Origin of the sequence: Streptomyces sp. NBC_01017, assembly GCF_045162795.1 — a bacterium.
In the GTDB taxonomy this organism is placed as follows: Bacteria; Actinomycetota; Actinomycetes; order Streptomycetales; family Streptomycetaceae; genus Streptomyces; species Streptomyces machairae.
The window spans coordinates 10,592,337-10,617,755 of sequence record NZ_CP108683.1 but is presented as its reverse complement, the minus strand read 5'-3'; the positions used below and the strand labels follow the sequence as shown (position 1 = coordinate 10,617,755).

Here is a 25,419-nt window from a genome sequence, read left to right as displayed (position 1 = left end):
TTGGTACATGTCCATGAAGCGAACCAATGTCTACGCCGATCCGGAAGACCTCGCCATCATCAAGGAAGCTGCGAAGCGGCGCGGCATCAGCGAGGCCGAGATCATTCGTCAGGGCATCCATCTGGCAGCCATGGCCAATCGTGTCTGGGACGAACCCCTCTTCTCCCGCACCTTCGAAGGGGCTGGTCGCACCCCCAGTAAGCATGAGGTGCGCAACACCGTCGCCGACGCTGTGCGTCGCGAGACGGGGTCCGGGACGGCTGCGTGATCATTGTCATCGCGGACACGTCCGGGCTCCTTGCAGCGCTCGACTCCGCCCATCCCGAACACTATGCGTCGAACGAAGCGATCATGGCCGCGGGCCTTCTGGTGATGTCCCCGCTGCTGCTTGCCGAGATCGATCACGTCGCCACGCGTGAAATCGGCCGTGACGCGGCGCTCAGCGCAGTCGACGACATCCGGCACTGGATGCATCGAGGCCGTGTCGTCATGCCCGAGATCACGGAAGACCACTTGGGTGTCGCCCAGTCGGTGCGCGCCCGCTATCGCGACCTGGACCTGGATCTTGCGGATGCGGTGAACGTGGCCCTTGCCGCTGAGTACGACACCGACGCCGTACTCACTCTCGACCGTCGCGACTTCCGGGCTGTGCGCCCGCTCGGCCATCACAAAACATTCCGGGTGCTGCCCGACGACCTTCCGCTCTGATTCGGCGGCGTCCGGCCGGGCACTGTCAGGTTGAACGGGCTCGGTCTTGGACTGCGTAATCGTCCGTCTGGTCGAGGCCCCTCACTGGCCGCTCAGGCTGGCCGCTATGTTCGGCCTTTCCACCGCCGGCGCCGAACCCGACTGCCTGTGGCAGGCCATTGTCGGCAGCAGCACACCCGCCGCCGGGCAGCAGCACCGGGCCACGGCGCCCCAGCCCGCAACCGGGCACACTGCCACCACCACCGTCTACCACAACCATGACGGGGAACGGGATCGGAGCGACGTCTCGTGGGAGACGGTGCCGCCGCGCTGCCGACATGAGCTCATCGACCTCGCGGTAGCTGAGGGGTAAGCGGAAGTACAGCCACCGCACACAGTGCGAGATCACCTCGACCGGGTACCGGTGGTTGCTGCACGACGGCACCACAGGTGACACGACGACTTCACTCCCGGACACGGACACCCCGAAGGTCATCCCCTGCCCCACCCGACAACGTGACAGAACCCTCTGGTCGGATGTAGGCAGCCCTCTGGCTCTTTCAGTTCTCAGGGAGGCCGTTGGCGGGCGGCGGGGCGGAGGGGGCGGTATAAGGCTGTACGGGGCCGTCTTCACTGTCGGTAGTCAGGGGCGTGCCCTGCGGTACGATGGCGTTGCCTTTGATTACGCCGATCTGAGTGCCGGTGTAGCCGGCGTGGGAGGTACGGCTGTAGTCAAGCGGTGTGACCCCCGGGCCGGATGAGAAGCCGCCCTTTTCCAGCGTCTCCACCAGCGACTGCCGGGTGAGGTCTCTGCCTGTCCGCTGCAGTGCTTGCACAAAGAGGTACGCGGTGGCTACACCGATCTCCGTGTAGCGGGTCAGAGGCTGTCCCGGCAGGTAGCGATCGCGGATCATCTTCACGAGCTGGATCCATTTGTTCGACGTTTCGGCGATCGGTACAAGCCAGGCATCGGTGACGATCCCTTGGATGAGAGGGTTACCCTCGCCGCGAGGACCGTCTCCAGGAGCCGCGGATTCAAGGAGGCTGGACAAAGTCGTCGGATCAGAGCCGGAATAGCTCACCACCAGTTTTGCGGTGTTGCCGGACTTCTGTTGGGCCAGGCGAAGCAGCGCTGTATAGCTGGGCAGGGAGAAGCTCACAATGACGTCGGCCTTAGCGCGGTCGATCGCCTGCATCTGCTGGGTGATGTCATTGAAGCTGGGCTGGTAGCTCTCGCGGGCGACCACAGAGATCCGTGGGATGACCGTGTCCAAGCCTGCGACGCCGCTTTTACCTAGGTCATCGTCCTGGTAAAGGTAGGCCACTCTTTTCCCGGGGAAATTCTTGTTGATATAGCTACCCAGAATTTTCCCCTCCCGACGGTAGTCGGAATACCAGCCGAAGAGATATGGAAATTTTTCAGGGTTGTTCCAGCAGGGGCAGCCAGAAATCGGAAACAGGTCAGGCACCTTCTTGTCGTTCAAATAGTCGACGACTGCCTGGTGGGTGACAGTACCGAAGCCACCCATGACGGCGAATACCTTATCCCGTTCCACCAGACTGCGCACGACCCTCACAGTGTTGTCGGGACTATAGGCGTCGTCCCGATAATTGAAGATAATCTTACGGCCATGGATGCCGCCGTTGCTATTGACATAATCGAAGTACGCTTTGGAGGCTGGGGCGATCTGGCTGGCGGCAACAGCTATCGGTCCGGTGAGCGACGTGTGACTGCCAATGGTGACCGTCGTGTCGCTCACGCCGGGAGTCGATGACTCTTTATTCGTGTCGCTGCAAGCTGTCGCAGCGACGACGAGGAGTGCCAGTGCCGCAGCGACAACTGAACGCCTTTCCATGGCCCCTCCTCCGCCTCTGACAGCCCGGCCGATGGAGACGGGGCGACCGTCTGTGCTGCCTGGTGCCAGCATCACCACAGTCTGCTGCTCGGCCAGGTTGAGCAAGTCGGCCCGCACGGCGCCGGCTGCATCCTGCAGTCAGTCGGGGCCGTGCGTCGATCCCCCCACCCACCGCCACCTCATGACAGCCGGCCGGTACCGCTTCGAGATGATGATCCGCTTCACCCTCTGGAACCACATCACCGGCCGGCACCGGCCTGCCCGCCACGACCTGAACCACAGGCCCCCGGCCCCGTCACGCCCTCAGCCGACCACGCCCCCGACAACGTGACAACTGCCCTTTCGTGCCCGCCCGGCCTCGCGCGTGTGGACGCCTGCTCACAGCGAGCGTGCAACGCAGAGTGACAAGGGGAGCCGGCTTCATGGCGTGCGGGCCGACGGGTCGGTCGGCGGCTGACCGAGCGCGGCGCGGAGCTGGCGGCGGGAGCTCAGGCCGAGCTTGGTGTAGACGTGGCCGAGGTGGTATTCGACGGTTTTGATACTGACGTAGAGCCTGTTGGCGATTTCCTGGTTGGTGTGGCCCTGGGCGGCCAGGTGGGCGACGGCGTGTTCGCGTTCGGTGAGGCTCGTCAGATCGGCGGGGTTGTCGAGGCCGCCTGTGGGCGGATGCAGTCCGCAGGCGATCAGATCCTCGGTGGTGCGCTCCAGGTAGGGGGCTGCGTCCAGGACTGTGAAGGCCCTGTGGGCGCGGCGCAGTTGGTCCGCGGCGCTCTTGCGGTCTCCGGTCGCCAGCAGCAGGCGGCCGTGGGCTTGGTGGAGCAGGGCCCGGTACAGGGGCAGGTCGTCGTGGGGTGCGGGGGCAGTGAGGGCTGCGGCGTAGTGGTCGAGCGCGGCGTGCGGGTCACGGTGGGCCTCGGCCAGGCGTCCCTTGAGGTAGGCGGTGGCCGAGTGGAGGCAGGCGGCGGTGGCTTGCGCTGACGCAGTGAACGCGTCCAGCCGCTTCAGGGTCTGCTGCGCCTGCTCAATGCGGCCGGCGCCGATGAGTGCCTCGGCCTCCAGGGGGAGCCACCACAGTTGCCAGGCATGCAGAAACCCGGGAGCGATGTCGTGCAGGGGACGCAGGGCGCTGTGCATGTCGTTGGGTTCGCCGCGTGCCTGGGCCACTGTGGCCTGCGCCAGCAGGGAGTACAGGCGATCGACGCGGCGCCAGCCCTGAGGGGGGTCGGCGCGGCAGTGGTACGAGGCGACCTGCCAGCGGCCACGCCCGGCGGCGACGGCGGCGGCCACGGCGTGGGCGGGGGCCATGCCGTAGGGCAGGTCCTCGAGCTCGGTCAGGGTCAGGGCGTAGTCGGCGGCGGCGGTCGCGTTGTCCCAGTCGCCCAGCAGGTAGTGGCAGATGGCGAGCATGTAGTGGTCGGCCGGGTAGACGGTGGGGGCATGTCCGGCTCGGGTGCGGGCGATGAGCGTGGTGAGATCCCCGCGTGCCGCGTGCAGGGCGCCGGCCATTACCTGGCAGGTGCCCCGGGGCCGCAGCAGGGGGGTGGCGGTGGCCGGCACGCGAGCCGGCTCGGGAGGCAGGTGCGTCAGTGACTGCAGTTGCTGCAGGCCGGCCTGCGGGCCGCTGGCCATGAGGGTGGCGGTGGTCAGCAGGGACTGTGCGCCTTGCGTCACGTGGCCGTAGGGGAAGCCCAGCTGCAGGGCATCGCGGATGGGAGCGAGGGCTGCTTCGCCGTTTCCTTGCGCGGTGTACAGGCTGCCCAGCCACATGTTGGCCAGGGTCTGTACCCAGGTGTCCTGGGCGGCGGCCGCGGCCTCGACGGCATCGCTCAGGTGCCGTTCGGCGGCAGCGGACCCGCCGGGGTGGTGTTGTGCGAGCTGTCCCAGGAGGGCCGAGCGCAGCGGGCTGGGTGTGCAGTGCTCGACGGCGTCGCGGAGTTTGACGGCGCGGCTGAAATCGTTGCCGAGGATGAGGTGGGCGGCGGCGTTCAGCAGGTCGTCTTCTTGTTCGGTGCGCTTCTGGGACAGATCAGCAGCCCACAGCAGGAGGGTTGCTGCGCGTTCCGGTCGGCCTGCTGCGGCCTGTTTTCCGGCTTCGGCGCGCAGGTCGTGGATCAGGGGCTGGTTGCCGCGGTGGCTTGCGGCGACGCGGTGGGCCCAGGCGGCCGAGTGGTCGACCACAGCTGCGGCGGCCGCGTGCAGGGCTCTGCGGCGGACAGGGGAGAGAGCTTGGTAGACCGTCTCGCGCAGCAGGGTGTGGCGGATCTGCACGGGTGTGGTGGGGTCGGTCGGCCACCATTGCACCAGACCTGACGTCAGCAGCGGGCCGAGTGCCTGTTCGGCGTCTTTGACTGCGGCTACCTGACCGACCGCCCCGAGCGGGACCCGCACGTCCAGGACCGCCAGGGCCTCGGTCAGGGCGCGGCTGTCGTCGGGGAGCCGGTCCAGCTGGCGGTGCACGACGGCCGACAGCGAGGAGGGGACGGGCAGAGCGCGTTCGGGGTCGGCGAGACTTTCGGTGGCTTGGGCGTCGGCGACGACGGCCTGGATGTAGAGGGGGTGGCCCTGGGTGTGCTGGTGCAGACGCTTGGCCGTCGCCGGTGCCAGGATGCGGCCTCGCAGCGCGGCCAGGTGGGCGACATCTTTGACTCCCAGCCCTTCGACGACGATGGTGCGGGCGCGTTCCACGCCGGCGGGCAGGCGGCTCCACACCGTGGTGGCGCTGTCTGTGCCGGGTACCTGGAGGGGGGGGTGGGCGGCGGGTGAGCCGGTGCGGGCCGCCATGATCAGGGTGACGAAGTCGGAGGACAGGCGCCGGGCGACGAAGCTGAGGACTTTCGCCGATGCCGGGTCCGCCCAGTGGGCATCGTCGATCACGATGGCCACGGGGGAGGACTGCTCGGCTTGTCCCAGGAGCTGCAGCAGCTGCGCGCCGACCTCGGCGGCGGAGGAGGAGGGCAGCAGGGCGTCCAGTGCGGGAAATTCCCTCAGGGCGGCGCGGTCGGCGCGGCGCAGAAGCTGATCGATTGCGCTCAGCGGCCAGTCCTGTTCGGCGGGGTCGCATCCCGCCCACCACACGGTGGTGTCCGCAAAGGCGCCCAGTGCCCGCCGGATCAGGGCGGTCTTGCCGATGCCCGAACGGCCCTGGACCACCACCAGCCAGGGCACCCCGCGGCGTCCCGCCTCGAGGCACTCCCGCAAGGTCTTCAGTTCCTCGTCTCGGCCGACGAACTCTCTCGGAGGGCCCGACCCGGCGTCCTGCGTCACCCTTCCGCCTTCCCGGCCATCCGGCCTACCGCGTTCATGCGATGCCCTACCGCACAGCGGCCGCTGTCATGGCTGCCGGCCAGGGGAACGCCCGTCGAGGTAGTTGTTGATGGAATCGGCCAGTCGGCGCAGCGCCGCACGGTCGAGCGTGTCCTCACGGCCGAGACTCAGCAAAATCTCGGCGCGGACCTTTCCCTGGCTGCGCCGGTTCTGCGCCAGTTGCAGATACGTCACCACACTGCCGTCCCGGTTCTTACGCTGTGTTCTTCTCAGGTACACCACCCATCATGACGCAAAAGCGGGCAATCTATCTGATTCTCCCCTCCGGCCTCTCTCCGGGCAGGCCGGCAACGGGTGCCCGGGGGTCCGAGGCGGACGCCGGTCACTGCCCGCGGGCCACCGTATTGGTGGTCTGGAAGATTGCCTCGCCCTGCTTGACCGGAACCGGATCGGGGATTGAGCCAAGCGGGGTGACCTGCATGGCCGGCGACTCAACGGTGAAGATCGCATCGAACATGGCGCCCTTCAGCAGCATCGGCTTGTGGTCGTTCGTGACCATCTGCGTCATGTTGATGGGCTGCAGGATGAGCTGCAGGGTTCCCGTTCCGGGGACCACGAACGGCGGTGAGATGTACGCCATCGGCTGCCTCAGCGCCGGGGGCAGTTCGTCACCGACCAGGCACGCGGCTCTCTTCGTGATCTTCACGGTGGCGCTGGTACCGGTCAGCGGACACGGTGCCTCCAGCTCGGGGACGACGGCGGGAGGGGTGATGGTGACCTGGAGCAGGTCACCAGTGACGATCAGCTGGTCTCCCATGGACTGTCTCCCCTTTCTTCTGCCGGCGCCTCGCTCGGCGCCGGCGGGTCGGTCTGCGGTGGGGGTGCGCTCGGGGCCGGCACGTCCGGATCGGTGCGGGTGCCGATGCGTTCCCTGATGCGCACGGTGGTCCAGCGCCGCACCGGCGAGGCGGCGGGCCCGGGCATGACGGGAGGGCGTGCCTGCGCCGGGTCGGAGGAGGGGGTGATGCCCAGATCCAGAATGTCGGGGGGGCTCGCGAGCTCCAGCGGCCGGTCAGGCAGCAAAGGCGCGGTCACGACCAGGTCGAGGCAGGCACGCGGGGGCATCTGCAGCGCCGACCACAGCTTCCATCCGGGCGCGACGGGGTCGAGGACGGCAGTCCGCAGGGGGACCGGCCGTCCGACCGCCGCCAGGGACGAGCTCAGGCACGCCGTCGGCAAGGACTCGTAGTTGACCAGCGCGGCCAGCACAGCTCCCAGCAGCCGGTGTTCGTCCTTGACCGACGGCGCCAGGGCGGTGACGAGGTAGGACAGGTCGTAGCGGCGCAGGGGCAGATGCCGCTTGATCACCTGGTGGTGCTCGTCGCGGACCTCCCCCCACCCGGCGGCACGCCCGCCGGCGTCTTCGGCCACGTGGTACAGGAACAGGCAGACCTGCGGTGCGTCGGGGCGTCCGTCGGCACCGGGCGGCGCGTCGAAGCTGACGGCGGTGCCCTCGGGCAGACGGTCCGTGAGGAAGGCGTGCAGGCTGGCATCCACTTCGTGGAACATGTCCGCCACTGTCTCGCGGGGCCGGGCCCGAACGCACTCCGCTGCGGGGCCGCCGGGCGGACACAGGCCGCTGCACGATGACGCAGAACTGGGTGTCTTGCTGGCCACCCTGCGGTCCATGGGAGAGGCCGGGTACGGGCTGACAGTCTTCCTGATGTCAGCCGAACCTTTGTTGCTGCAGGAGGGCATGTGCCCAGTTACCTCTCACCTGGTGTGTACATGGAGGAAGTTTCCTCCGGCTCAAAACCCATCGAGGGCGTGGGCACCGCGGTGTGCGCGTTTGTCGGCTTTGCACAGAAGGGCCCATATAACGAGCCCACCCTTGTGACGAACTGGACGCAGTTCACCCAGGCCTTCGGCGACTTCACAGAAGGGGCTTACCTCGCCCACGCCGTCTACGGGTACTTCCTCAACGGCGGCGGCACCGCCTATGTGGTGCGCATCGGAGGAGGGCAGGAGCAGGAGCCCGAAACGGCTTCGCCGGCCCAGGCCGAGCTGACCGCCGGTTCCGGGGACAGTGCCCGGCCTGCGCTCGTGGTGCGGGTCAAGGAATCCGACGCCGAGGCTGCGCCATCGCTGTCCGTGGTGGTGACCGAGCCGTCCGAGCCGGCCGAAGGAACCTTCAAGCTGGTGATCAAGCAGGACGGCAAGGAGAAGGAGACCTTCGACAACGTCACGGTCAAGAAGGGCCCCCGCAATGTGGTCCACGCCGTGCGTCAGCGTTCCCGGCTGATCGTGATCGAGGAGGCCAAGGGCGCCGCCCAGCTGGTGCCCAACCACGGCGAGGTCGACCTGCCGGCGCCGGCGGCACCGGATTCCGAGTCCGCTCCCGAACGGGTATCGGCCAGCGACTACGTCGGCGACTCCGGCGACCGCACGGGCTTTGCCGGCCTGGAGGCGATCGACGAGGTCACCATGCTGAGTGTCCCGGACCTCATGAGCGCCTACCGGGACGGCCTGATCGACCTGGAAGGGGTCAAGGCGGTCCAGCTGGGGATGATCGCCCACTGCGAGCTGATGGCCGACCGGATGGCCATTCTCGACCCTCCGCCGCAGATGAACGCCCAGCAGATCAAGACCTGGCGCTCGGAGACGGCCGGCTACGACTCGAAGTACGCCACGCTGTACTGGCCGTGGGTGAAGGTGATGGACCCGGCGGCGGGCAAGGCGGTCCACATTCCCCCCTCGGGCCACCTCGCAGGGGTATGGGCACGCAACGACGCCACCCGCGGCGTCCACAAGGCGCCCGCCAACGAAGTCGTCCGCGGAGCGATCTCCCTGGAACTGAACATCACCCGTGGAGAGCACGACCAGCTCAACCCCATCGGGGTCAACTGCATCCGCGCCTTCCCCGGCCAGGGCATTCGTGTCTGGGGCGCGCGCACCCTCGCCAGCGACGCCGAGTGGCGCTACATCAACGTCCGCCGCCTGTTCAACTTCGTCGAGGAATCCATTCTGCAGGGAACGAACTGGGTCGTCTTCGAACCGAACGACCAGAAGCTGTGGGACTCGGTGAAACGCACCGTCACCATGTTTCTGCGCGGCGTATGGCGCGACGGTGCCCTCTTCGGCCGGATTCCCGATCAGGCCTTCTTCGTCAAGTGCGACGAGGAGAACAACCCGCCCTCAAGCCGTGACCAGGGAATCCTCAATGTGGAGATCGGCATCGCCCCCGTCAAACCGGCCGAATTCGTCGTGTTCAGAATCTCGCAGTACGCCGACGGCGCGGGACTCGAGGAATAAAGCCGGTAAAGGAGACATGTAATGGCTCAACCGCACGATGCGATAACCGCCTCACGGTTCGCCGTGGTGATCGACGGATACGAAATCGCTTCCTTCTCGGAACTCTCCGGCATCGTCACCGAAGTGGAACCGGTGGACTATCTTTCCTCCTCCGACAAGGAAATCATCTTCAAGAAACTGCCCGGCAAGGCGAAGCCCCCCACCGTTGTACTGAAGCGAGGCAAGACCTCGGGCCTGGAGCTGTGGTCATGGCACCAGACGGTGCTGCTCGGCGACCTCACCGCCGCCCGCAAGAGCGCCTCACTGGTCATGTACAGCTCCGACGGCACCCCTGTCGCCCGCTATTACCTGCAAAACGCCTGGCCGTCCAAGCTGGAGGTCGGGGCGCTGCGGGCGGGCAGCAGTGAGGTGCTCATGGAGACCGTCACCCTCGTGTGCGAGCACCTGCAGCGGGTGGCGCCGTGACCGTGACCACCACCGCCGAGGGCGGCATGCGCACGCAGTACCCGTTCGTCCTGCCCCGCGGCTACGTCGACGAGGCAGGCCAGGTGCACCGCGAGGGGGTGATGCGGCTGGCCACAGCCCGCGACGAGCTGCTGCCGCAAACAGACCAGCGGGTGCGGCAGAACCCGGCCTACCTGACCGTCCTGCTCCTGGAACGCACCGTGACCAGTCTGGGGTCGGTGTCGGAGGTGGACACCTTCGTCATCGAAAACCTTTTCGCTTCCGACCTGGCGTTCCTGCAGGACCTCTACCGGCGCATCAACCAGGACGGCCACACCGAGGCCGCCGTGTCCTGCCCTGCGTGCGGTCACGACTTCGCCGTGGACGTAGCGGGTGATGCCTCGGGGGGATCGTGACGTACGCGGCTGACCGCCTGTGGGAGGAAGCCGCGTACGTCGCCTATTACCTGCACTGGCCGTTCGAGACGATCCTCGATCTTGAGCATCCGGTGCGTGAGCGTCTCATCGAGGAAGTCGGAAAGATCCATACCCGGATGGCCGGATGACCGGCAGCAACAGCACAGAAAGGAGTCGCCATGCGGTGGCCGCTTCGCCGTGCCGGCACCCGGCAACCGGCCGCGGATGGCAGCGTGCCCGACAGGTCGGCCAGTGACACGGCGCGAGCCGACGGGCAGGCCAGGGCCGGCCGGGACTGGGCAGCGCTGCCCGCCCTGCGTCCTTCGGTCCTTGCGCCGCCCGCGATCGCCGTACCGGTCGCCGGCCTGCCCGACGTCAGCGGCACCCGTTCTCTGCTGCACCGCACGGCGGTCCCCCTCGATGAGCCCGCTCCGGCGGGTCGGGTCGAGGGACTGGCCGCCCCGGCGCTCGCCCCCTCCCAGCCGCAGCCGCCCGCCGCCCGGCGCCGCGCCCTGCGCCTGCCCCGCACGGCGGCGCCCGGGCCCCCGACGGCCCAGGCGCCGGCGGTCGAACCGCTGCCGCAGCCCGCCGCCCGGCCGGTGCGGGCACTGAACCATCCTCGCCCCCAGCCGTCGGCCCCTCTGACCGAGGCGGTGGATGCCTGGGTGGGCCAGCCGCAGGAGCCCGCCGAGCCCTACAGGGCCCCTGGGTGGCTGCGGGCCGCCGGCAACGCACCCTTCTTCCCTGCGCTGGATCAGCCGGCCGCGGCTGTGCCGGACCAGCCGGCCGCGCCGTCGCTGCCCAGCCGGGACGAGCCGCTGAAGGGCATGACGTCCTGGACGGCGCCCTGGCCTCTGCCTTCCGACGAGGCCGCCCAGCCCCCGCCTGCCTCAGGCCCTCCGGCTCCTGCGCCACTGCAGCCGGCGCCTGGCAGCGGTGCGCCCAGGCCGTCCCGCAGGCGCAACTTGGGCCAGAGCCGCCGGCTCGGCCTGGGCGCGCCGCTGACCCAGCCGCCCGGCGAAGCCCCTCTTACCCATCCGGCCGAGGAGCAGCACAGCGATTCCGACGACGATGCGGAGGAGGAACCGGCCGCCGGCCCGCCTCCTGCTCCGGCGCCGCAGCCTGCCGCCGCACGGGAAACGCCTGCTGCGCCGCAGCCTGCCGCCGCACGGGAAACGCCTGCTGCGCCGCAGCCTGCCGCCGCACGGGAAGCCCCTGCTGCGCTGCGGCATCCGCCTGCGGCGCGTGAGACGGCCACGGCGGCGCCCACGGCGCCGGTGGTGCGCTACCAGCCCGGTCCGACTCCCGTGCAGCCCCAGCCGCATGCCCAGGTCGTGCTGCCGCCGGCCGACCCGCCCGGTGTCGAGCGGGTCCCGCCCGCCGTCGCCGCTACGTTCCAGGCCAGCTACCACACCGACATATCGCGCGTTCCCGTCTTCCGCGGCCCGGAGGCCGCCACCGAGGCCCGCAGCCGCAACACGCGGGCCTTCAGCCGCGGCGGGGCGGTCTTCCTGCCGGCCGATGAAGGTCCTCTGGACAGCCCCCGGGCCCGTCCCCTGCTCGGACACGAACTGGTGCATGTGGTGCAGCAGCGCACTCTGGGTGCCGCCCTGCCGCACCCGCACACGCCGCACGGGCAAGCCTTGGAAGCCCAAGCCCGCGCCGGCGAGGGAGTGCTGTCGGCCGGCGCCGGACCTGCCGCGGGCCCGGCAGAGCTGATGCACTCCCCCGCCCTGGATCCCTCCCGGTATATCGGCAAGCTCGCCGAAGAGCTGCTGCGGCAGGGCCTGGCCCACCATGACGGGGCCGGCCACCTCGTGCTCGGCTCCGGAGAGGCCCTCGACTCCGTCGACAGCTCCGCCGCCGTCACCCAGCACTTCGGCGAGGAGCAGCTGCTCCAGGTCAAACTGCAAATCCTCAGCGACCTGAACCACGACCGGTACAACCGGATCGAGGACCTGCGGGACAACTTCGCCATCGGGGTGCACGAGGCGGAGCTTGAAATCTGGAAACACGCGTCCAAGGAGGAACTCACCGATCCTGTCTGGCTCAAAAACAGGCGGGTCGAGGCGATGAACACGGCCGTCCGCTGGAGGACGGACGGAAAGACCGGGTTCACCGACGAAGACATCAGCCGTAAAGAGGAACGAGAATTCGACGCGGCGGTCCGGCTGTTCAACGAGCTCGAGGGCGACGGCAGCGGATACGGTTCCCTGCCCAAGATCCCCCAGATCATCGGGCTGACCTGGCGCGAGGCCGAGATCCAGCTGCAGCCATTGCTGAAAAAGCTGAGGAACCCGATCACCAGGCGCTACCGGGAGAGCACCTCCGAGAAAGACATCGTGATCGGGGTGTCACCCGGGGAGGGAAAGACCTACCTCGAGGAAACCCAGGTCATCGTGACGATCTCCAGCGGCCGGAGTCGGGACGCCGCGTTCAGCGATGCGGCCACCTCAACCCTCCAGACAGCCACCGCAATGCTGGGCCTGAAGTGGAAGGACGAGTACGCGCAGAACGTCCGCCAGCAGTTCGGCGTCTTCCAACGCGACGAAAAGACGGAAAAACCGGCTTCCGAGACGTCGGAGAAGTCCGGGAAGAAGTCCGCAGGAAAGACGTCTGCGCCGCCCAGGAAGGACGCAGAGAAGCAGACGGGGACGTCGCCCGGCACTTCCCCTGCCGCTACCGGCAGCCCGGGCACCTCCTCTGCCGCGCCGACCACGCCGGCCACGACCACGCCGGCCACGCCGGCCGCCTCCACGCTCCCCGTCCTGCCCACCGGATCCGCCGGGGTGGTGGAGGGGGACGGCGCGGCCGGCGCGGCAAGCGGTGCCGCTGCGGCCGAGAAGCCGGCCCGCCCCAGCGCTGCAGCAGCCAAGATGCCTTCGGCCTCCGACGAGCACCCCTTGCGGATGCCTCAAATCGTGGGCATGACACTGGAAGAAGCGAAAAGGGTACTGCAGCAGGCCGGCATCACCCACTACAAGATCACTGAACGGCCTTCGGCAAAAGCCGAAAAAGACATCGTGATCGAGGCCCCTCCGGAAAAGACATTCCTCGGCACGAAGAAATCACCTATCTATCCCTCCATCATTGTCTCTTCCGGGCACTCCTACGGAGCACTGGCCGCCGAAGCCGGCATGGAACTGGCCGGAACACTGGACGCCCTGACAGGCCTGAAAGTCTTCGGGAAGAAACGCAAGCAGATCCGACAGGCTTTCGGCGTCTTCGAGTCCCCGGGCGAATGGGTCGATCCCGCCCGCTCCGAAGCGGGCCAGGACGCCCTCGACCTCGACTCCGGCACCGAACCGGCCGCGACAGGCACCGCGGCGGTCACCACGACGGGCACCGCGACGGGCACCGCGGCGGTCACCGCGGCCACAACGGCCCTGACCACCGCAGTCGCATCGGCCCCGCAGGCCGGTAAACAGCAGATCGCCACGGACGCCCTGAACCTGGACGAACTGGCCGACCGGCTCTACAGCCGGCTGCGCAGCCGGCTGGCTGCGGAACTGAGAAACGACCGCGCACGCGCGGGCATGCTCAGCGATTACAGATGAGAAAGGAAATGAAATGGGCAACCTCGATCAACTCGCCCTTGCCAACCGGTTCAAGGTGGTTCTCGAAGACAACACCGTCGACCTCGGCTACTGGTCGTCGGCGTCCGGCTTGGACGTCTCATGGAATCTGTGTGAATACCGTGCAGGTGACTCGGGAAATCGCCGGACTTATTTTCCCGGGTCCACAAAGTACTCCGACATCGTCCTGCAGCGAGCGGCCTGCCAGGACACGATGAAGGTGCAGGATTGGCTCAAGAACTGCTCCTTCGCGAACTCCCGGAAGCGGTTCACCGGGACCATCGAGCTGGGCGACAGCGAGAACCTGAAGATCGCCAGCTGGGACCTGGTCAACGTCATGCCTCTGAAGTGGGCGGTGGAAAAGTTCGAGGCCTCCGCGAGCAAGGTTGCCATGGAGACCCTGACTCTCGTCCACGAGGGATTCCTCTCCGACGAAACGCAGTTCCAGTGACCCCACCGCAGGGAAGGCGTGCAGACCCATGACAGACGCTCCGCCCCTGGGCATCACTCAGAGGTTCCAGGTCGACGTGGACGGCATAGGCCTGGGCGGCTGGAAAAGCTGCAAGGGAATGACCGTCAGCTTCAAGCACAAGTTCCACTATGAGGGAGGACTCTACGACCAGCCGGCCGCAGTGCTTCCCGAACAACTCGAATATCAGGTCATCACGCTCGAGCGGGCCATGTCGGCCGTTGACTCCCCCAGGGTCCAGCAGTGGCTGAGGGATATCTCGCAGCTATGGATGGAGGATCCTACGGGGGGCACCTACCGGGGCTGTACGGCGACGATCAAACTGTACGACGCCTCTTTGACCGAGGTTGTTGCCGTCTGGACCCTGCGCAACGTGTTCCCTGCGAAATGGTCGGGTCCGTCTCTCGACGCCATGGGAACCGCTGCCGTCGCCCTGGAATCTCTGGACCTTGTCCACCAGGGATTCCTGTAGCCAAGGGATGTAGAAAGTGACTGCTCCTCCCCAATACACCAACTGGGCGCCTGGCCATGACCGTGCCAAGCTCGTGTCCATCTCGCCGGCGGCGCCCGGCTTCGTGCTGTTCAACTACAACCCCCTCAAGATCCAGTTCAAGCGGACCCCGAAGACCAGCTCGCGCGCCATGGCGGAGGGCGCCAGCCCCACTCTGCTGGAAAAGAGCCCGCTGGCCGGCATTTCGATCGGCGACATCATCCTGTCGGGCCAGGACACCAAGGCCCGCTGCGACTTGCTCATGGGCTGGTGCGCGCCCCCCACGATCCTGGCGTCGCTGAAGATACCGGGGTTCCCGATCGCCACCGAACTGCCCCTGCTGTCGTTCCAATGGGGTCCACCTGCCGCGGGGTTTTTCTACCTCGTCAGGCTGGAGGACGTCACCATCGCCTACGACCGCTTCGACAAATTGGGGCTCCCCCTGCGCGCTACTGTTTCCCTCTCCATGCGGGAGCAGCCCAACGTTCTGGGAACCCTGCCCACCAACCCCAGTTCCGGAGGGCTGCCCGGGCGCAGCAGCCATCTGGTGCGTGAGGGAGACAACCTCACACAGATCACGACCGAGCATTACGGCCATCCCAAGCACTGGCGGGCTCTGGCGAAGGCCAACGGGATCGATGATCCGCTGCGCGTGAAGCCCGGGCAGTACGTGTATCTCCCCAACATGTCCGAGATCACCGATGAGGGATGACTGATGTTCTCCAATCTTTTGTCGCAGGCCGCGGAAACCGTTCGTCCCGGTGTGCTGGTCGGGGAGGTCTTCCCGGCCGCGCTGCCGTTGTCGCCGCTGGTCTCGGACCGGCTTGTCCGCGTCTCCGTGGACACGCACCTGCACATGCCGGACATGTTCGAGCTGGTCTTCCTCGAGAGCAGCACGACCAACTCGGCGATGGAGAGCGGTCTGATGATCGGCTCCTGGGTGGTGATCACGGGGAAGGCAGCGGGCGTGCCCGACGCCAGTGAGCTGATGGGCGGAGAGGTCACTTCCATCGAGGCCGTGTGCGAGAACATGCAGGTCCTCACCGTGGTCCGCGGCCTGGACCGGTCCCACCGCCTGCAGCACGCCCGCCGCACCCGGGTCTTCACACAGGAGACGGACTCCTCCATCGCTATGCAGATCGCCGAGGGGGCGGGCCTGGTCCCGATGGAGGTTGAGCCGACGCTCACCATCCACACACACATGCCGCAGGTGAACCAGACCGACTGGGAGTTCCTCAAGCAGCGTGCGCGGGAGATCGGCTATGAAACCGGCGTGAGGGACGGGGTGTTCTACTTCCGCAAGGCCTCCGGCTCAGGGCTTTTGTCCCTGCTGCCAGGGTTCGATCTCACTTACAAGAAGAACCTGCTGTCCTTCCAGCCCAGCGTCACCTCCGCCAACCTGACGTCCATGGTCGAGGTGCGCAGCTGGGACAGCGACAATGCCAAGGCCATGGTGGCTCGCGAGGCGGTCAGCGGCTCGACAGCCGACCTCATGGACATCACCTTGAAACCCGCCGTTCTGGCATGGCGCGCCGCCGGCCTCAATGTGCCGATTCCGCCGCCGCCTCCAGCAAACCCCCGGCTTGCCGCGCAACTGCTCTCCCTGCCCAATCCCAATGCTTTCGTGGTCAACGACCGTCCTGCCGGCGACGGTCTCCTTCCTGAAATGGCTGTCGCCGATGCTGCCGCGGGGCTGGCCGAGCAGATCGGCAGCACGTATGCCGAGGCGGAGGGGGTCGCCATCGGTCACCCTGACATCCAGGCCGGCCGCGCCGTGAGTGTCGACGGAGTTCCCCTGCAGTTCGAGGGCAAGTGGTGGGTGACGCGGGCCCAGCATGTCTTTGATGCCGACGACGGCGGCTACCGGACACGTTTTTGGGTGAGCGGCCGGCACGACCGGTCCCTGCTCGGGCTGACCTCTATGGGCGCCAGCCAGGGCGCGCCGCCGCGTATCGAAGGCCTGTTGTGCGGCATCGTCACGGACACCGGCGACACCGGCCTGCCCCCCAAGGGCCGGGTCAAGGTGATGCTGCCCGTGCTGTCTCCCAGCTATGTCACCGACTGGGCGCGGGTGGTGCAGGTGGGCGCCGGAGCCGACGGCGGGGCGTACTTCCTTCCCGAGGTGGGCGACGAGGTTCTGGTGGGCTTCGAATTCGGTGATGTGCGCCGCCCTTATGTCATCGGTGGCCTGCTCAACAACAACAGCAGCTACCACTTGGACGGACTGGGCGGCCCCGCGGTGATGCCGCCCGTGGCCGGGCAGGTGGTCAGGCGGGGCTTCGCCTCTCCGACAGGAAACCGGCTGACGTTCCACGACGTGGCGACCGTCGGGGGCCCCAGCCTGCAATCCTCTGTGGTGCTGGGCACCAAGTCCGAGAACATCGCCCTGTCCATCGACCAGAAGATGGGCACGGTCACGCTGTCGTGCAAACCCGTGCCGCCGGAGAGCTCCAATCCCGCTGGAACAATCACCATTGAATGCGGCGAGGGCGGCACGATCAACATCAACTCCGGGCAGGGCGGCAAAGTCAATGTCGAGGGCGGCGCCGAAGTCGCGGTCAAGGCTCTCAAAATCAGCCTCACTGCTGAGACCTCCATCGAGATGAGCGCTCCCCAGTCGATCGCTTTGAAGTCTCCCTCCATCGACCTCGGAGCCTGACCCCGCATTCCCCGGAGAATCCCATGCACCTCTCGCGGCACCACTGCTCAACCGCCCACCCCGGCAGGCGGGCCCTGCTGTCCCCAGGCCCTGCCCGCAGCAGTGGGAGCCATCCGAGGCACCGGGACGGAACAGAGCGCGCATCTGCGCCGTGTGCGGCACCTTGCCTGCCCCGGGCACCGCACTGCACCCTCCAGGACCGGCCGAAGGAGGCGTGAGCGATGCACAACACTCGCCCCGACTTCACCGGCATCGGGTGGGCCTTTCCGATGAGTACCACCGCCAGCGGCGGCATCGCCATGGTGGCCAATGACGACTGCCTCATCAAGGCCATGCGGCTCATCCTGTCGACCTACCCGGGCGAACGGCCCATGCGCCCCGAGTTCGGCTGCCGTCTCAGGGACTATGTCTTCCGCGGCGCGAGCATCCAGACCGCCGCGGAGATAGCCGGTGAAGTGCACAACGCACTGTTGCGCTGGGAACCACGCGTCATTGTCGAGAGCGTCGACGCCTACCCTGATCCGGACGATCAGGCCCTGATCTATATCGACATCCGGTACACGACCAAGGCCACCAACGACCAGCGCAACCTGGTCTTCCCCTTCTACAGCATCCCCGACGAAGGGAGCGACTGACATGGTCCTACCTGCGCCTCACCTGGACGACCGCCGTTTCCAGGATCTCGTTGACGAAGCCAAGCGCATGGTCATGCAGCGCTGCCCCGAATGGACCGACCACAACGTCTCGGACCCGGGCGTCACCCTGATCGAGACCTTCGCCTACATGACGGACCAACTGCTGTACCGGCTCAACCGTGTCCCGGACCGCCTGTACATCAAGTTCCTGGAACTCATCGGCGTGTACATCCTGCCGCCCACCCCCGCACGCACGGCCCTGACGTTCTGGCTGTCCGCGCCCGCCCGCACCGACCACGTCCTCCCCTCCGGCACCCAGGCCGCGACCGTGCGCACCCAGACCGAGGACCCGATCGTCTTCACCACCGTCCACGACCTGCTGATCGTTCCCACTTCTTTGCAGCACGTACGCACCTATGCCGCCGCTTCCCAGTACGCCGTCCCGGACAGGCTCACCGGCAACACCGGCTTCCCTGCCTTCAGCACCACCCCCAGCCCGGGCGATGCGCTGCTGATCGGCCTGAGCGATGCCGCTCCGCAATGCTGCGTGCGGCTGAACTTCACCTGCCGTATCGACGGCGTCGGCGTCGACCCCAGCGACCCGCCGCTGACATGGCAGGCATGGGACGGCGAGGACTGGGCCGACTGCGCCGTCCTCAACGACGAGACCGGTGGCCTCAACCGTGACGGCTCCGTCGTCTTGCACCTGCCCCGCCGGCACGAAGTGAGCGTCATCGACAGCGAGCGAGCCGGCTGGCTGCGCGCCATCGTCACCGAAACCGAAGAGGGCCAACCCGCCTACAGCTCCTCTCCCCTCGTCCAGGACGTCAGCGCCGATACCATCGGCGGGTCCGTGGAGGCCATCCAGGCAGATGTCGTGCAGGACGAAGTCCTCGGGATGTCCGAAGGCGTGCCCGGACAGACCCTGTCCGTGCTGCGCACCCCCGTACTCGGCGGCTCCTACCCGGCACAGCTCAAGATCAGCTCCGATGACGGCTGGGACGACTGGGAGCCGGTCCGTTCCTTCGCCGCCAGCGGTCCCGCCGACCGGCACTTCGTGCTGGACGGCTATACCGGCACCGTTCACTTCGGGCCTGCCGTGCGCGAACCCGACGGCACCATACGGCAGTACGGCGCCGTCCCTGCGCGTGAGGCAGTGATCTGCCTGCACCGCTACGCCACGGGCGGCGGACGGCGCGGCAACGTCTCCAAGGGAGCGGTCCAGACACTCAAGTCATCGGTCCCGTTCGTGGCACGAGTGGAGAACCTTGATGCGGCCACCGGCGGAAGCGACGGCGAAACCATCGAGGAAGCCAAAACCCGCGGCCCTCTTTTGCTGCGGTCCCGCACCCGCGCGGTCACCGCCGAGGACTACGAGGTCCTCGCCAAAGGCGCAGCCCCCAGCACGCGCGTGCACTGCCTGACCGCCGGTGAACAAGCCGTCGACGCAGGCTCGGTCAAAGTACTGGTCGTCCCTTCAGCCGCCAGCGACAACGGCCGCGTCCGCTTCGAGGACCTCGCACCGCCCGCCGAACTGATGCGCCGCATCGCCACCCGGCTCGACCAGGTCCGGCTGATCGGCGTACGGGTCCTGGTCGAGCCGCCCCGCTATCAGGGCATCACCATCGTCGCCAGTGTCACCGCCCGCCGCCAGGCAGACCAGGCTGAGGTGCGCACCGCAGCGCTCGACGCTCTCTACAACTACCTCAACCCCATCACCGGCGGCCCCGACAGCACAGGATGGCCCTTCGGCCGCGACGTGCAGACCGGAGAGATCCACGCCCTGCTTCAGCGCCTTCCTGGCGTCGACATGGTCAATGAAGTCCGTCTGTTCGGAGCCAACCCGATCACAGGGGAACGCGGGCTGGAGACCAACCACCTGACCCTCGCGGACAACAGCCTCATCTACTCCTACCAGCATCACGTCCGAATCGAGGAAGCTCGATGAGAGGAAGCGTTCCCGGACTGGCCACTCCGTACCCGCTTGGAACCCTGATGCCGGCGGTCTACCAGGAGGATCCCTTCGCGATGCGCTGGTTGGCCGGGCTGGACGATGTCCTCTCACCCGTCCTCTCCACCCTCGACTGCCTCGCCGCCTACTTCGATCCGCACTACGCTCCCAGCGACTTCCTGGAATGGCTGGCCAGTTGGGTCGGCATCACCATCGACAGCAACTGGCCGACCGAACGGGCCCGCAAGGCGCTCGCATGCGCTGTCGAACTCCACCGCACGCGTGGAACCATCACCGGCCTGCGCGACTACATCGAGATCCTGACAGGCGGCACTGCGGAGATCGCCGACAACGGCGGCGTCGCATGGGCGACCGCCCCGGACATGCCGATGCCCGGCGAAGACACACCTCGGCTGGCCATCCGCGTGATCGTGCCCGACCTCGAAGCAGTGAACATCGCAGTGCTGGACGACCTCATCACGGCCGCCAAACCCGCTCACGTGGTGCACCGGCTGGAGGTGGTCTCAGCATGATCGTCTGCAAGCAGTGCGGGGCACACAACCAGCCATCCGATACCTTTTGCGGCTCCTGCGGCAGTTTCCTGGAGTGGACCGGGGAATCCGTCAAGAAGCCCGTCATTTCCGAGGAGGTCATCCAACAGGCCGAGGAGGAGGCCAAGGCACCGAAGCGGGGACTCCTGGCGCGCGTGCAGTCCATGATCTATGCCGACGTCGGAAAGGCAGAACCGGCTGCGGCGGCATCCGGGCCAGGCGGCATGCCCGGGCGTCCCGGAATGCCGGGCATGGGCGGCCCCCCCGGCATGCCCGGACCACCCGGCATGCCCGGGCGTCCCGGACCACCCGGCATGGGCGGCCCACCCGGCATGCCTCCACGCCCCGGACCACCCGGCATGGGCGGCCCACCCGGCATGCCCGGACCCCCCGGCATGCCCGGGCGTCCCGGCCCCCCCGGCATGGGCGGCCCACCCGGCATGCCCGGACCCCCCAGCATGAGCGGCCCCCCCGGTATGCCGGGCGCACCCCCACGCCCCGGACCACCCGGCATGGGCGGCCCACCCGGCATGCCTCCACGCCCCGGACCACCCGGCATGGGCGGCCCACCCGGCATGCCTCCACGCCCCGGACCACCCGGCATGGGCGGCCCACCCGGCATGCCTCCACGCCCCGGACCACCCGGCATGGGCGGCCCACCCGGCATGCCCGGACCCCCCGGGATGAGCGGCCCCCCCGGCATGGGCAAACCCCAGGACGAGGACGACGATCTCGACGACCTCCTGGACGACGAAGACGAAGACGACGACCTCCTGGACGACGAAGACGACGACGACGAAGACGACGACCTCCTGGACGACGAAGACGACGACGACGAAGACGACGACGAAGACGAAGACGACGAGGACGACGAGGACGAAGACGACGAAGACGACGAGGAGGACGAGGACGACGACGAGGACGACGACGACGAGGACGACGACGATCTCGACGACCTGCTGGACGACGAAGACGAAGACGAGGACGACGAAGACGAGGACGACGACGAGGACGAGGACGAGGACGACAGTGCGTCCTCTAAACCAACGGGCAGGGCAGCAGCGGCTTTGTTCCTGCCGGTCCGGCAAGCGCCAGACCTTCCGCAACGCATGCCCGGACCGGACAAGACTGCTGAACTGCCAATCGCTGATCAGCCCGAGCCTGTTCTCCCTCAGGTCGCCCCGAAGAAGCGTCCGGCCAAGGCCCGGAGAACGCAGCCCGGTCTGCAGCCGGGAGACAAGATCTGCGGTGAATGCGGTACCGGAAACTCCCCGGCCCGCAAGTTCTGCGGACGGTGCGGCACCTCCCTGGAGACAGCCGAGGTCGTGGGACTGCCTTGGTGGCGTCGTCTCATGCCGAAGCGGAAGCCGAGGACGCTCAAGGCAGGACAGCGTCCCGGCCAGCCCGGCGTCAAATCAAGGCGCGGGCCCGAGATGTCCAAGATTCTCCGCCCTCTCCGCCTGATCCTGGGAATAACATTTCTGCTTCTGACTATCACCTACGCAGTCCTTCCTCCGTTCCATACATGGGTAAGCCAGCACATCAATTCGATGAACCGGAAAGTTACGGCTGTCGTGCACCCACGTTACGACCCTGTGCGACCGACAGGGGTCACAGCCAGCTCTCAGCTGGCCACGCATCATGCGCGCCTCGCAGTTGACCAGTACAACAACACGTACTGGGCGGCCCCTCGTGCAGGGCCGGAAAAGTCCCTCACATTGAGCTTCAGTCAACCGGTGGATCTCGACCGCGCGCTCTTCACCAATGGCGCAAGTGATAAGTTTGCCGACTTCGACCGGCCCAAGGACCTGCACCTGGTTTTCTCCAACGGGGAGTCTCATGATGTGCAGCTCAAGGACCAGTCAGGACCTCAGCAGGTTCGCATAAAGAACGGCGGAGGTGTCACGTGGGTGGAGATCCACGTGCTCTCCACGTACAAGTCGGTCAGCGGCAACAGCGTTGCCGTCACAGAGATAGAGCTCTTCAGCAAGCAGCGCGCGTGAGCACCGCGTCGCGGTCGACGCTCCCCGTCCTCGAAACCCGTCTCGCACCGCCGCCTTGCCGGCATGGAAGGGCGCATCGGGCGCACTGAAGGGGCAGCGGCGGAGTCGCCCCGGGCCTTGCGCCCGTGCAGGACCCAAGCCGAGTCCGCTGTCACCGGCGGGCGCCGGCATCCCGCCTGACAGGCAGCCATCGCAGGTATTCGGGGCAGGAAGAACTGCCCTTGTTTCCACCTTCTTCGCTGATGTTTTGGTCGTTCCGCCACCGGAGCATGCTGGGCATGACAGTGCTCCTTTCAATGACCTCTGCCGAGGTGCAGGTGTCCCCTGGCGGGGAGGCCGTGTGTTCTGTTGAGATCCGCAACGTAGGGTTTGTCGTCGATCATTTCAGCATCGAACTGATCGGCGACTTTGCAGACTGGGCGGATATCGAACCCAAGGTTGTCAATCTGCTTCCCGACTCGGAAGTAACGGCACAGATCAAGTTCAAGCCCCCGGAAACGTCGGCGGTACTAGCCGGCGAAAAGCCCTTCGCTGTGCGAGTCACCTCGCGTGAGGACCCCGAGAGTTCTGTCGTCGAGGAAGGAACTGTCACCGTCGACAGTTTCACCAAAATATCTGCGGAGTTCACCCCCAAGGGTTCACGCGGCTCACGTAAAGGCCGCCATCGGCTCGCCATCGACAACGAGGGAAACATACCCACCCGGGTCGACATCACGCTCCTCGACCCGGAGCAGCAGCTGGACTTCTCCATAAAACAACGGTGGGTGGTGACCGAGCCTGGAACAGCGACGCTCATTCCGGTCAAGGCCATTCCAAAGAAGCGGTTCCTGAAGGGGCCGCCGAAGACCCATCCGTTCCAGGCGTCGGTCACCGGGAAGGGTTTCGATACCGTGACCGCCGATGCGGTCATGGTGCAGGAGCAGATCTTTCCCAAGTGGCTTCCCACTGCTTTGGTCGCCCTGGTCGCCCTCGCGATCCTTTTTGCGGTTCTCTGGCTGACCGTCCTGCGCCCTGTCCTGAAGTCGGAGGCACGGCAGGCAGCAGCGGCCCAGGCGAGCGAGCTGTCGCAAGGCGTGGCGCAGGCCAGTCAGCAAGCAGCCAATGCGAGCCAGAATGCGCAGGCAGCTTTGAACGCCACCGGAGCCACACCCGTGCCCTCCTCGCCTGCCGCCCCCAGCAGCGGGTCCTCAGGCGCGCCCAATGGTCAGCAGCAAGGCGGAGGGACGACGGGCGGGGACGGCGCCTCCACAGGTGGCGGCGCCGGTTCGGGCAGCACCCCGGGAGGCGGCGGTTCGGGAGGCGACGGCGGTAGCAGCGGCCAGCCCACCCCGGCCGCTCCCAGTCCCGTCGATTTCACCCTGCGCACCTTCGTTCCGGCCGGGAACGGAGGAACATTCAAGACCTTCAGTTATACGGCTCCCAAGGGGAAAACGCTGCTCATCTACGACTTCGTCCTGTCCAATCCGAACGGCGACACCGGAAACCTGGAAGTGCGCCGTGGAAACGTTATGCTCATGCCCTTCGGACTGGAGAATTTCCGAACCCAAGACCAGAACTTCACTCAGCCCATCAAGATTCCTGCGGGCCAGCCGGTTGTGCTCGCTGTCGACTGCCACAATGAATCCCGGGCGTGTACGCCTGCAGCGTACTTTTCCGGTCAGCTCCAGTGACTTCAGAAACGCAGAACGCGAGGTGCCCTTTGCCCCAGACGAACGGAGGAAGCGCGGACGATTTCCATCCGGACGATCCGCCGACAGACGATCCTCACGAGTTGTCCTGCGCAGTACCCGAAAATGCTGTCGGCGCCCCTCCCAACCACAATGCATACGCCGCCGCCTATCGCACTGGGATACTGCGGGCGTTTTCGTCCCCCGAGTACGCTCTGCTGTGCCGATCGGACGCTTCCCAGCAATATCTGGACAGATTCATAGACGAGTATGCGGCGGCCTACGCGGAACGCGCGTTGCGGGGGTATGAGCAGTGGCCACCGGCCAGCCTGCCGCCCTCCTGACCCGGGCCGGGCCCCGGGTGCGTGGCTCCCAGGAGTGCGTGCGCAGCCGCCTGCGCAGGATGTCTTCGAACGTGGGCCGGACAGGCACTCAGGGAGCGGCCCGTGTGTGTTGTCTCCCGGCGGGCCCGCGGCTTCCCCAAAGTCTGCACGTCGGTCTCTTCGGACATACCCCCCACGGCGGGACAGTGAAGCACTGTATCCGTCCGCGGCGTCCGGGGACATCGGCGTCTGCCGCCCCGACGCGACAGCGCGCCTAGGAGTTCACGATGCCGCCAGGCAAGCTGCCTCTCGTTGTGGACGCCCGGTCAGCAGGGCCGGGCGTCGTTCCTGCGCCGACCGCAGCCCATCCTGTCGTACCGGCCGGCATCACCGCGCATCGGTCTTTTGCCGTTGATGTGCCGCCGGCCGCCTCGGCGGGCTGCCGCGGCGCAGGCACGCCGCCGAAATCCGCTGCGTCGGGGCATGCTCCTGCCGCGCTGGTCTACCGCGAGCTCGACCTGCGCGCCTTCGTGGACGAGGCAACCGAGATACAGGGCCGAGCCAACGGCTTCACGGACGAGGAACGCGGCCGACGTCGTCGTGTGATCGCCACCCGGGCGGGCGAAGCGCATACGTGTGCCGTGGGCGCCTTCTCCGAAGGCCGGCTCGTCGGCTTCTGCTATGGAGCCCCCTTCACGCTGCAGTGGCCCTGGGCTGCCACGATCGCACCGGCCGTCCACAGCTGCAGCTTCGCTTTGCTTGGCACTCCGTTCGTCGTGCTGGAACTCCACGTCATGCCGTCCATGTGGCGGCTCGGCGTCGGCTCCGCGCTGCTCAGGCAAGTACACCGCCACACCAAAGCGCGCTGGACGATGCTCACCCGCAAGGCGTCCTCCCAGCAGGCCGAGCTGTTCTACCTCTCCCAGGGATATGCGGGGCTGCCGATCCAGCTGGGCCAGTACACGGTGATGGCTGCCCAACTGCCGCTGGGACATACCCGGGGATGATGTCCTGGGAAGACCGTTTCCCCCTGTCTCTGCCTTGCTTTCTTGAACCCTGCCAGCCCGGTTGTAACTTTCTGCGGATCCAGCGCACCAGGTAGGCGTTGATGCGCCGC

Annotated in this window: 23 protein-coding genes; 18 read left to right on the top strand and 5 right to left on the bottom strand. The window is 67.1% G+C overall.

Annotated elements, in window-relative coordinates; all coding sequences use genetic code 11:
• The first annotated feature begins 7 nt into the window (after positions 1-7).
• The 3 genes from OG331_RS48645 to OG331_RS48635 all read left to right on the top strand — a co-directional run bounded on the left by OG331_RS48645 (position 8) and on the right by OG331_RS48635 (position 1,060).
• Positions 8-268, top strand: coding sequence for a CopG family transcriptional regulator (locus tag OG331_RS48645; RefSeq protein ID WP_406191516.1), 261 nt, complete (start codon positions 8-10; stop codon positions 266-268).
• The gene (locus OG331_RS48640; RefSeq protein WP_406191518.1) at positions 265-708 is read left to right on the top strand and encodes a PIN domain-containing protein; all 444 of its coding nucleotides are present in this window, start codon (positions 265-267) and stop codon (positions 706-708) included. The genes OG331_RS48645 and OG331_RS48640 overlap by 4 nt, the downstream gene beginning before the upstream one ends.
• Positions 709-814: 106 nt before the next feature.
• On the top strand, positions 815-1,060 hold the full coding sequence (locus OG331_RS48635) for a hypothetical protein (RefSeq protein WP_406191520.1): 246 nt from the start codon (positions 815-817) through the stop codon (positions 1,058-1,060).
• A gap of 187 nt (positions 1,061-1,247) precedes the next feature.
• Here the strand turns inward: OG331_RS48635 and OG331_RS48630 are convergent, their stop codons facing one another.
• The 5 genes from OG331_RS48630 to OG331_RS48610 form a co-directional block, all read right to left on the bottom strand.
• Positions 1,248-2,447: an ABC transporter substrate-binding protein gene (locus OG331_RS48630; protein WP_406191522.1), complete on the bottom strand. Its 1,200-nt coding sequence runs from the start codon at positions 2,445-2,447 to the stop codon at positions 1,248-1,250.
• A gap of 516 nt (positions 2,448-2,963) precedes the next feature.
• Complete coding sequence (locus OG331_RS48625; protein WP_406191524.1) at positions 2,964-5,807, bottom strand: helix-turn-helix transcriptional regulator; 2,844 nt, start codon at positions 5,805-5,807, stop codon at positions 2,964-2,966.
• Positions 5,808-5,873: 66 nt separating this feature from the next.
• A complete protein-coding gene (locus tag OG331_RS48620; RefSeq protein ID WP_406191526.1) occupies positions 5,874-6,044 on the bottom strand; it encodes a hypothetical protein in 171 nt (56 codons plus the stop codon).
• Positions 6,045-6,189: 145 nt separating this feature from the next.
• Entirely contained in the window at positions 6,190-6,624 is a 435-nt protein-coding gene (locus OG331_RS48615; protein ID WP_406191528.1) for a hypothetical protein, read from the bottom strand.
• Positions 6,609-7,376 (bottom strand): DUF4255 domain-containing protein, encoded by a 768-nt coding sequence (locus tag OG331_RS48610; protein ID WP_406191530.1) that lies wholly within the window; start codon positions 7,374-7,376, stop codon positions 6,609-6,611. The genes OG331_RS48615 and OG331_RS48610 overlap by 16 nt, the downstream gene beginning before the upstream one ends.
• Before the next feature lie 189 nt (positions 7,377-7,565).
• Here OG331_RS48610 and OG331_RS48605 point away from each other — a divergent pair, with 189 nt between their 5' ends.
• The 15 genes from OG331_RS48605 to OG331_RS48535 all read left to right on the top strand — a co-directional run bounded on the left by OG331_RS48605 (position 7,566) and on the right by OG331_RS48535 (position 25,309).
• On the top strand, positions 7,566-9,119 hold the full coding sequence (locus OG331_RS48605; RefSeq protein ID WP_406191532.1) for a phage tail sheath family protein: 1,554 nt from the start codon (positions 7,566-7,568) through the stop codon (positions 9,117-9,119).
• 21 nt (positions 9,120-9,140) lie between these two features.
• Positions 9,141-9,584: a phage tail protein gene (locus OG331_RS48600; RefSeq protein ID WP_406191534.1), complete on the top strand. Its 444-nt coding sequence runs from the start codon at positions 9,141-9,143 to the stop codon at positions 9,582-9,584.
• A complete protein-coding gene (locus OG331_RS48595) occupies positions 9,581-9,979 on the top strand; it encodes a hypothetical protein (protein WP_406191536.1) in 399 nt (132 codons plus the stop codon). Before OG331_RS48600 ends, OG331_RS48595 begins: the two co-directional genes overlap by 4 nt.
• Complete coding sequence (locus OG331_RS48590) at positions 9,976-10,128, top strand: DUF6760 family protein (protein ID WP_406191538.1); 153 nt, start codon at positions 9,976-9,978, stop codon at positions 10,126-10,128. The genes OG331_RS48595 and OG331_RS48590 overlap by 4 nt, the downstream gene beginning before the upstream one ends.
• An 816-nt stretch (positions 10,129-10,944) precedes the next feature.
• Positions 10,945-13,536, top strand: a complete 2,592-nt coding sequence (locus OG331_RS48585) for a DUF4157 domain-containing protein (protein ID WP_406191540.1) — start codon at positions 10,945-10,947, stop codon at positions 13,534-13,536.
• A gap of 13 nt (positions 13,537-13,549) precedes the next feature.
• Positions 13,550-14,005 (top strand): phage tail protein, encoded by a 456-nt coding sequence (locus OG331_RS48580; RefSeq protein ID WP_406191542.1) that lies wholly within the window; start codon positions 13,550-13,552, stop codon positions 14,003-14,005.
• A gap of 28 nt (positions 14,006-14,033) precedes the next feature.
• The gene (locus OG331_RS48575; RefSeq protein ID WP_406191544.1) at positions 14,034-14,495 is read left to right on the top strand and encodes a phage tail protein; all 462 of its coding nucleotides are present in this window, start codon (positions 14,034-14,036) and stop codon (positions 14,493-14,495) included.
• A 16-nt stretch (positions 14,496-14,511) separates the two neighbouring features.
• Positions 14,512-15,225 (top strand): LysM peptidoglycan-binding domain-containing protein, encoded by a 714-nt coding sequence (locus OG331_RS48570; protein ID WP_406191546.1) that lies wholly within the window; start codon positions 14,512-14,514, stop codon positions 15,223-15,225.
• Between the two features lie 3 nt (positions 15,226-15,228).
• The gene (locus OG331_RS48565; RefSeq protein WP_406191548.1) at positions 15,229-17,172 is read left to right on the top strand and encodes a phage baseplate assembly protein V; all 1,944 of its coding nucleotides are present in this window, start codon (positions 15,229-15,231) and stop codon (positions 17,170-17,172) included.
• 221 nt (positions 17,173-17,393) lie between these two features.
• Positions 17,394-17,807 carry a GPW/gp25 family protein gene (locus tag OG331_RS48560; RefSeq protein ID WP_406191550.1) on the top strand — a complete coding sequence of 138 codons (414 nt, stop codon included), beginning with the start codon at positions 17,394-17,396 and terminating at the stop codon, positions 17,805-17,807.
• 1 nt (position 17,808) lies between these two features.
• A complete protein-coding gene (locus OG331_RS48555) occupies positions 17,809-19,755 on the top strand; it encodes a putative baseplate assembly protein (RefSeq protein ID WP_406191552.1) in 1,947 nt (648 codons plus the stop codon).
• A 47-nt stretch (positions 19,756-19,802) separates the two neighbouring features.
• Complete coding sequence (locus tag OG331_RS48550; RefSeq protein WP_406191554.1) at positions 19,803-20,291, top strand: phage tail protein I; 489 nt, start codon at positions 19,803-19,805, stop codon at positions 20,289-20,291.
• Between the two features lie 719 nt (positions 20,292-21,010).
• On the top strand, positions 21,011-22,312 hold the full coding sequence (locus OG331_RS48545) for an NADase-type glycan-binding domain-containing protein (protein WP_406191556.1): 1,302 nt from the start codon (positions 21,011-21,013) through the stop codon (positions 22,310-22,312).
• Positions 22,313-22,590: 278 nt separating this feature from the next.
• On the top strand, positions 22,591-23,982 hold the full coding sequence (locus tag OG331_RS48540; RefSeq protein ID WP_406191558.1) for a hypothetical protein: 1,392 nt from the start codon (positions 22,591-22,593) through the stop codon (positions 23,980-23,982).
• 607 nt (positions 23,983-24,589) lie between these two features.
• Positions 24,590-25,309, top strand: a complete 720-nt coding sequence (locus OG331_RS48535) for a GNAT family N-acetyltransferase (RefSeq protein WP_406191560.1) — start codon at positions 24,590-24,592, stop codon at positions 25,307-25,309.
• The last annotated feature ends 110 nt before the right edge of the window (positions 25,310-25,419 follow it).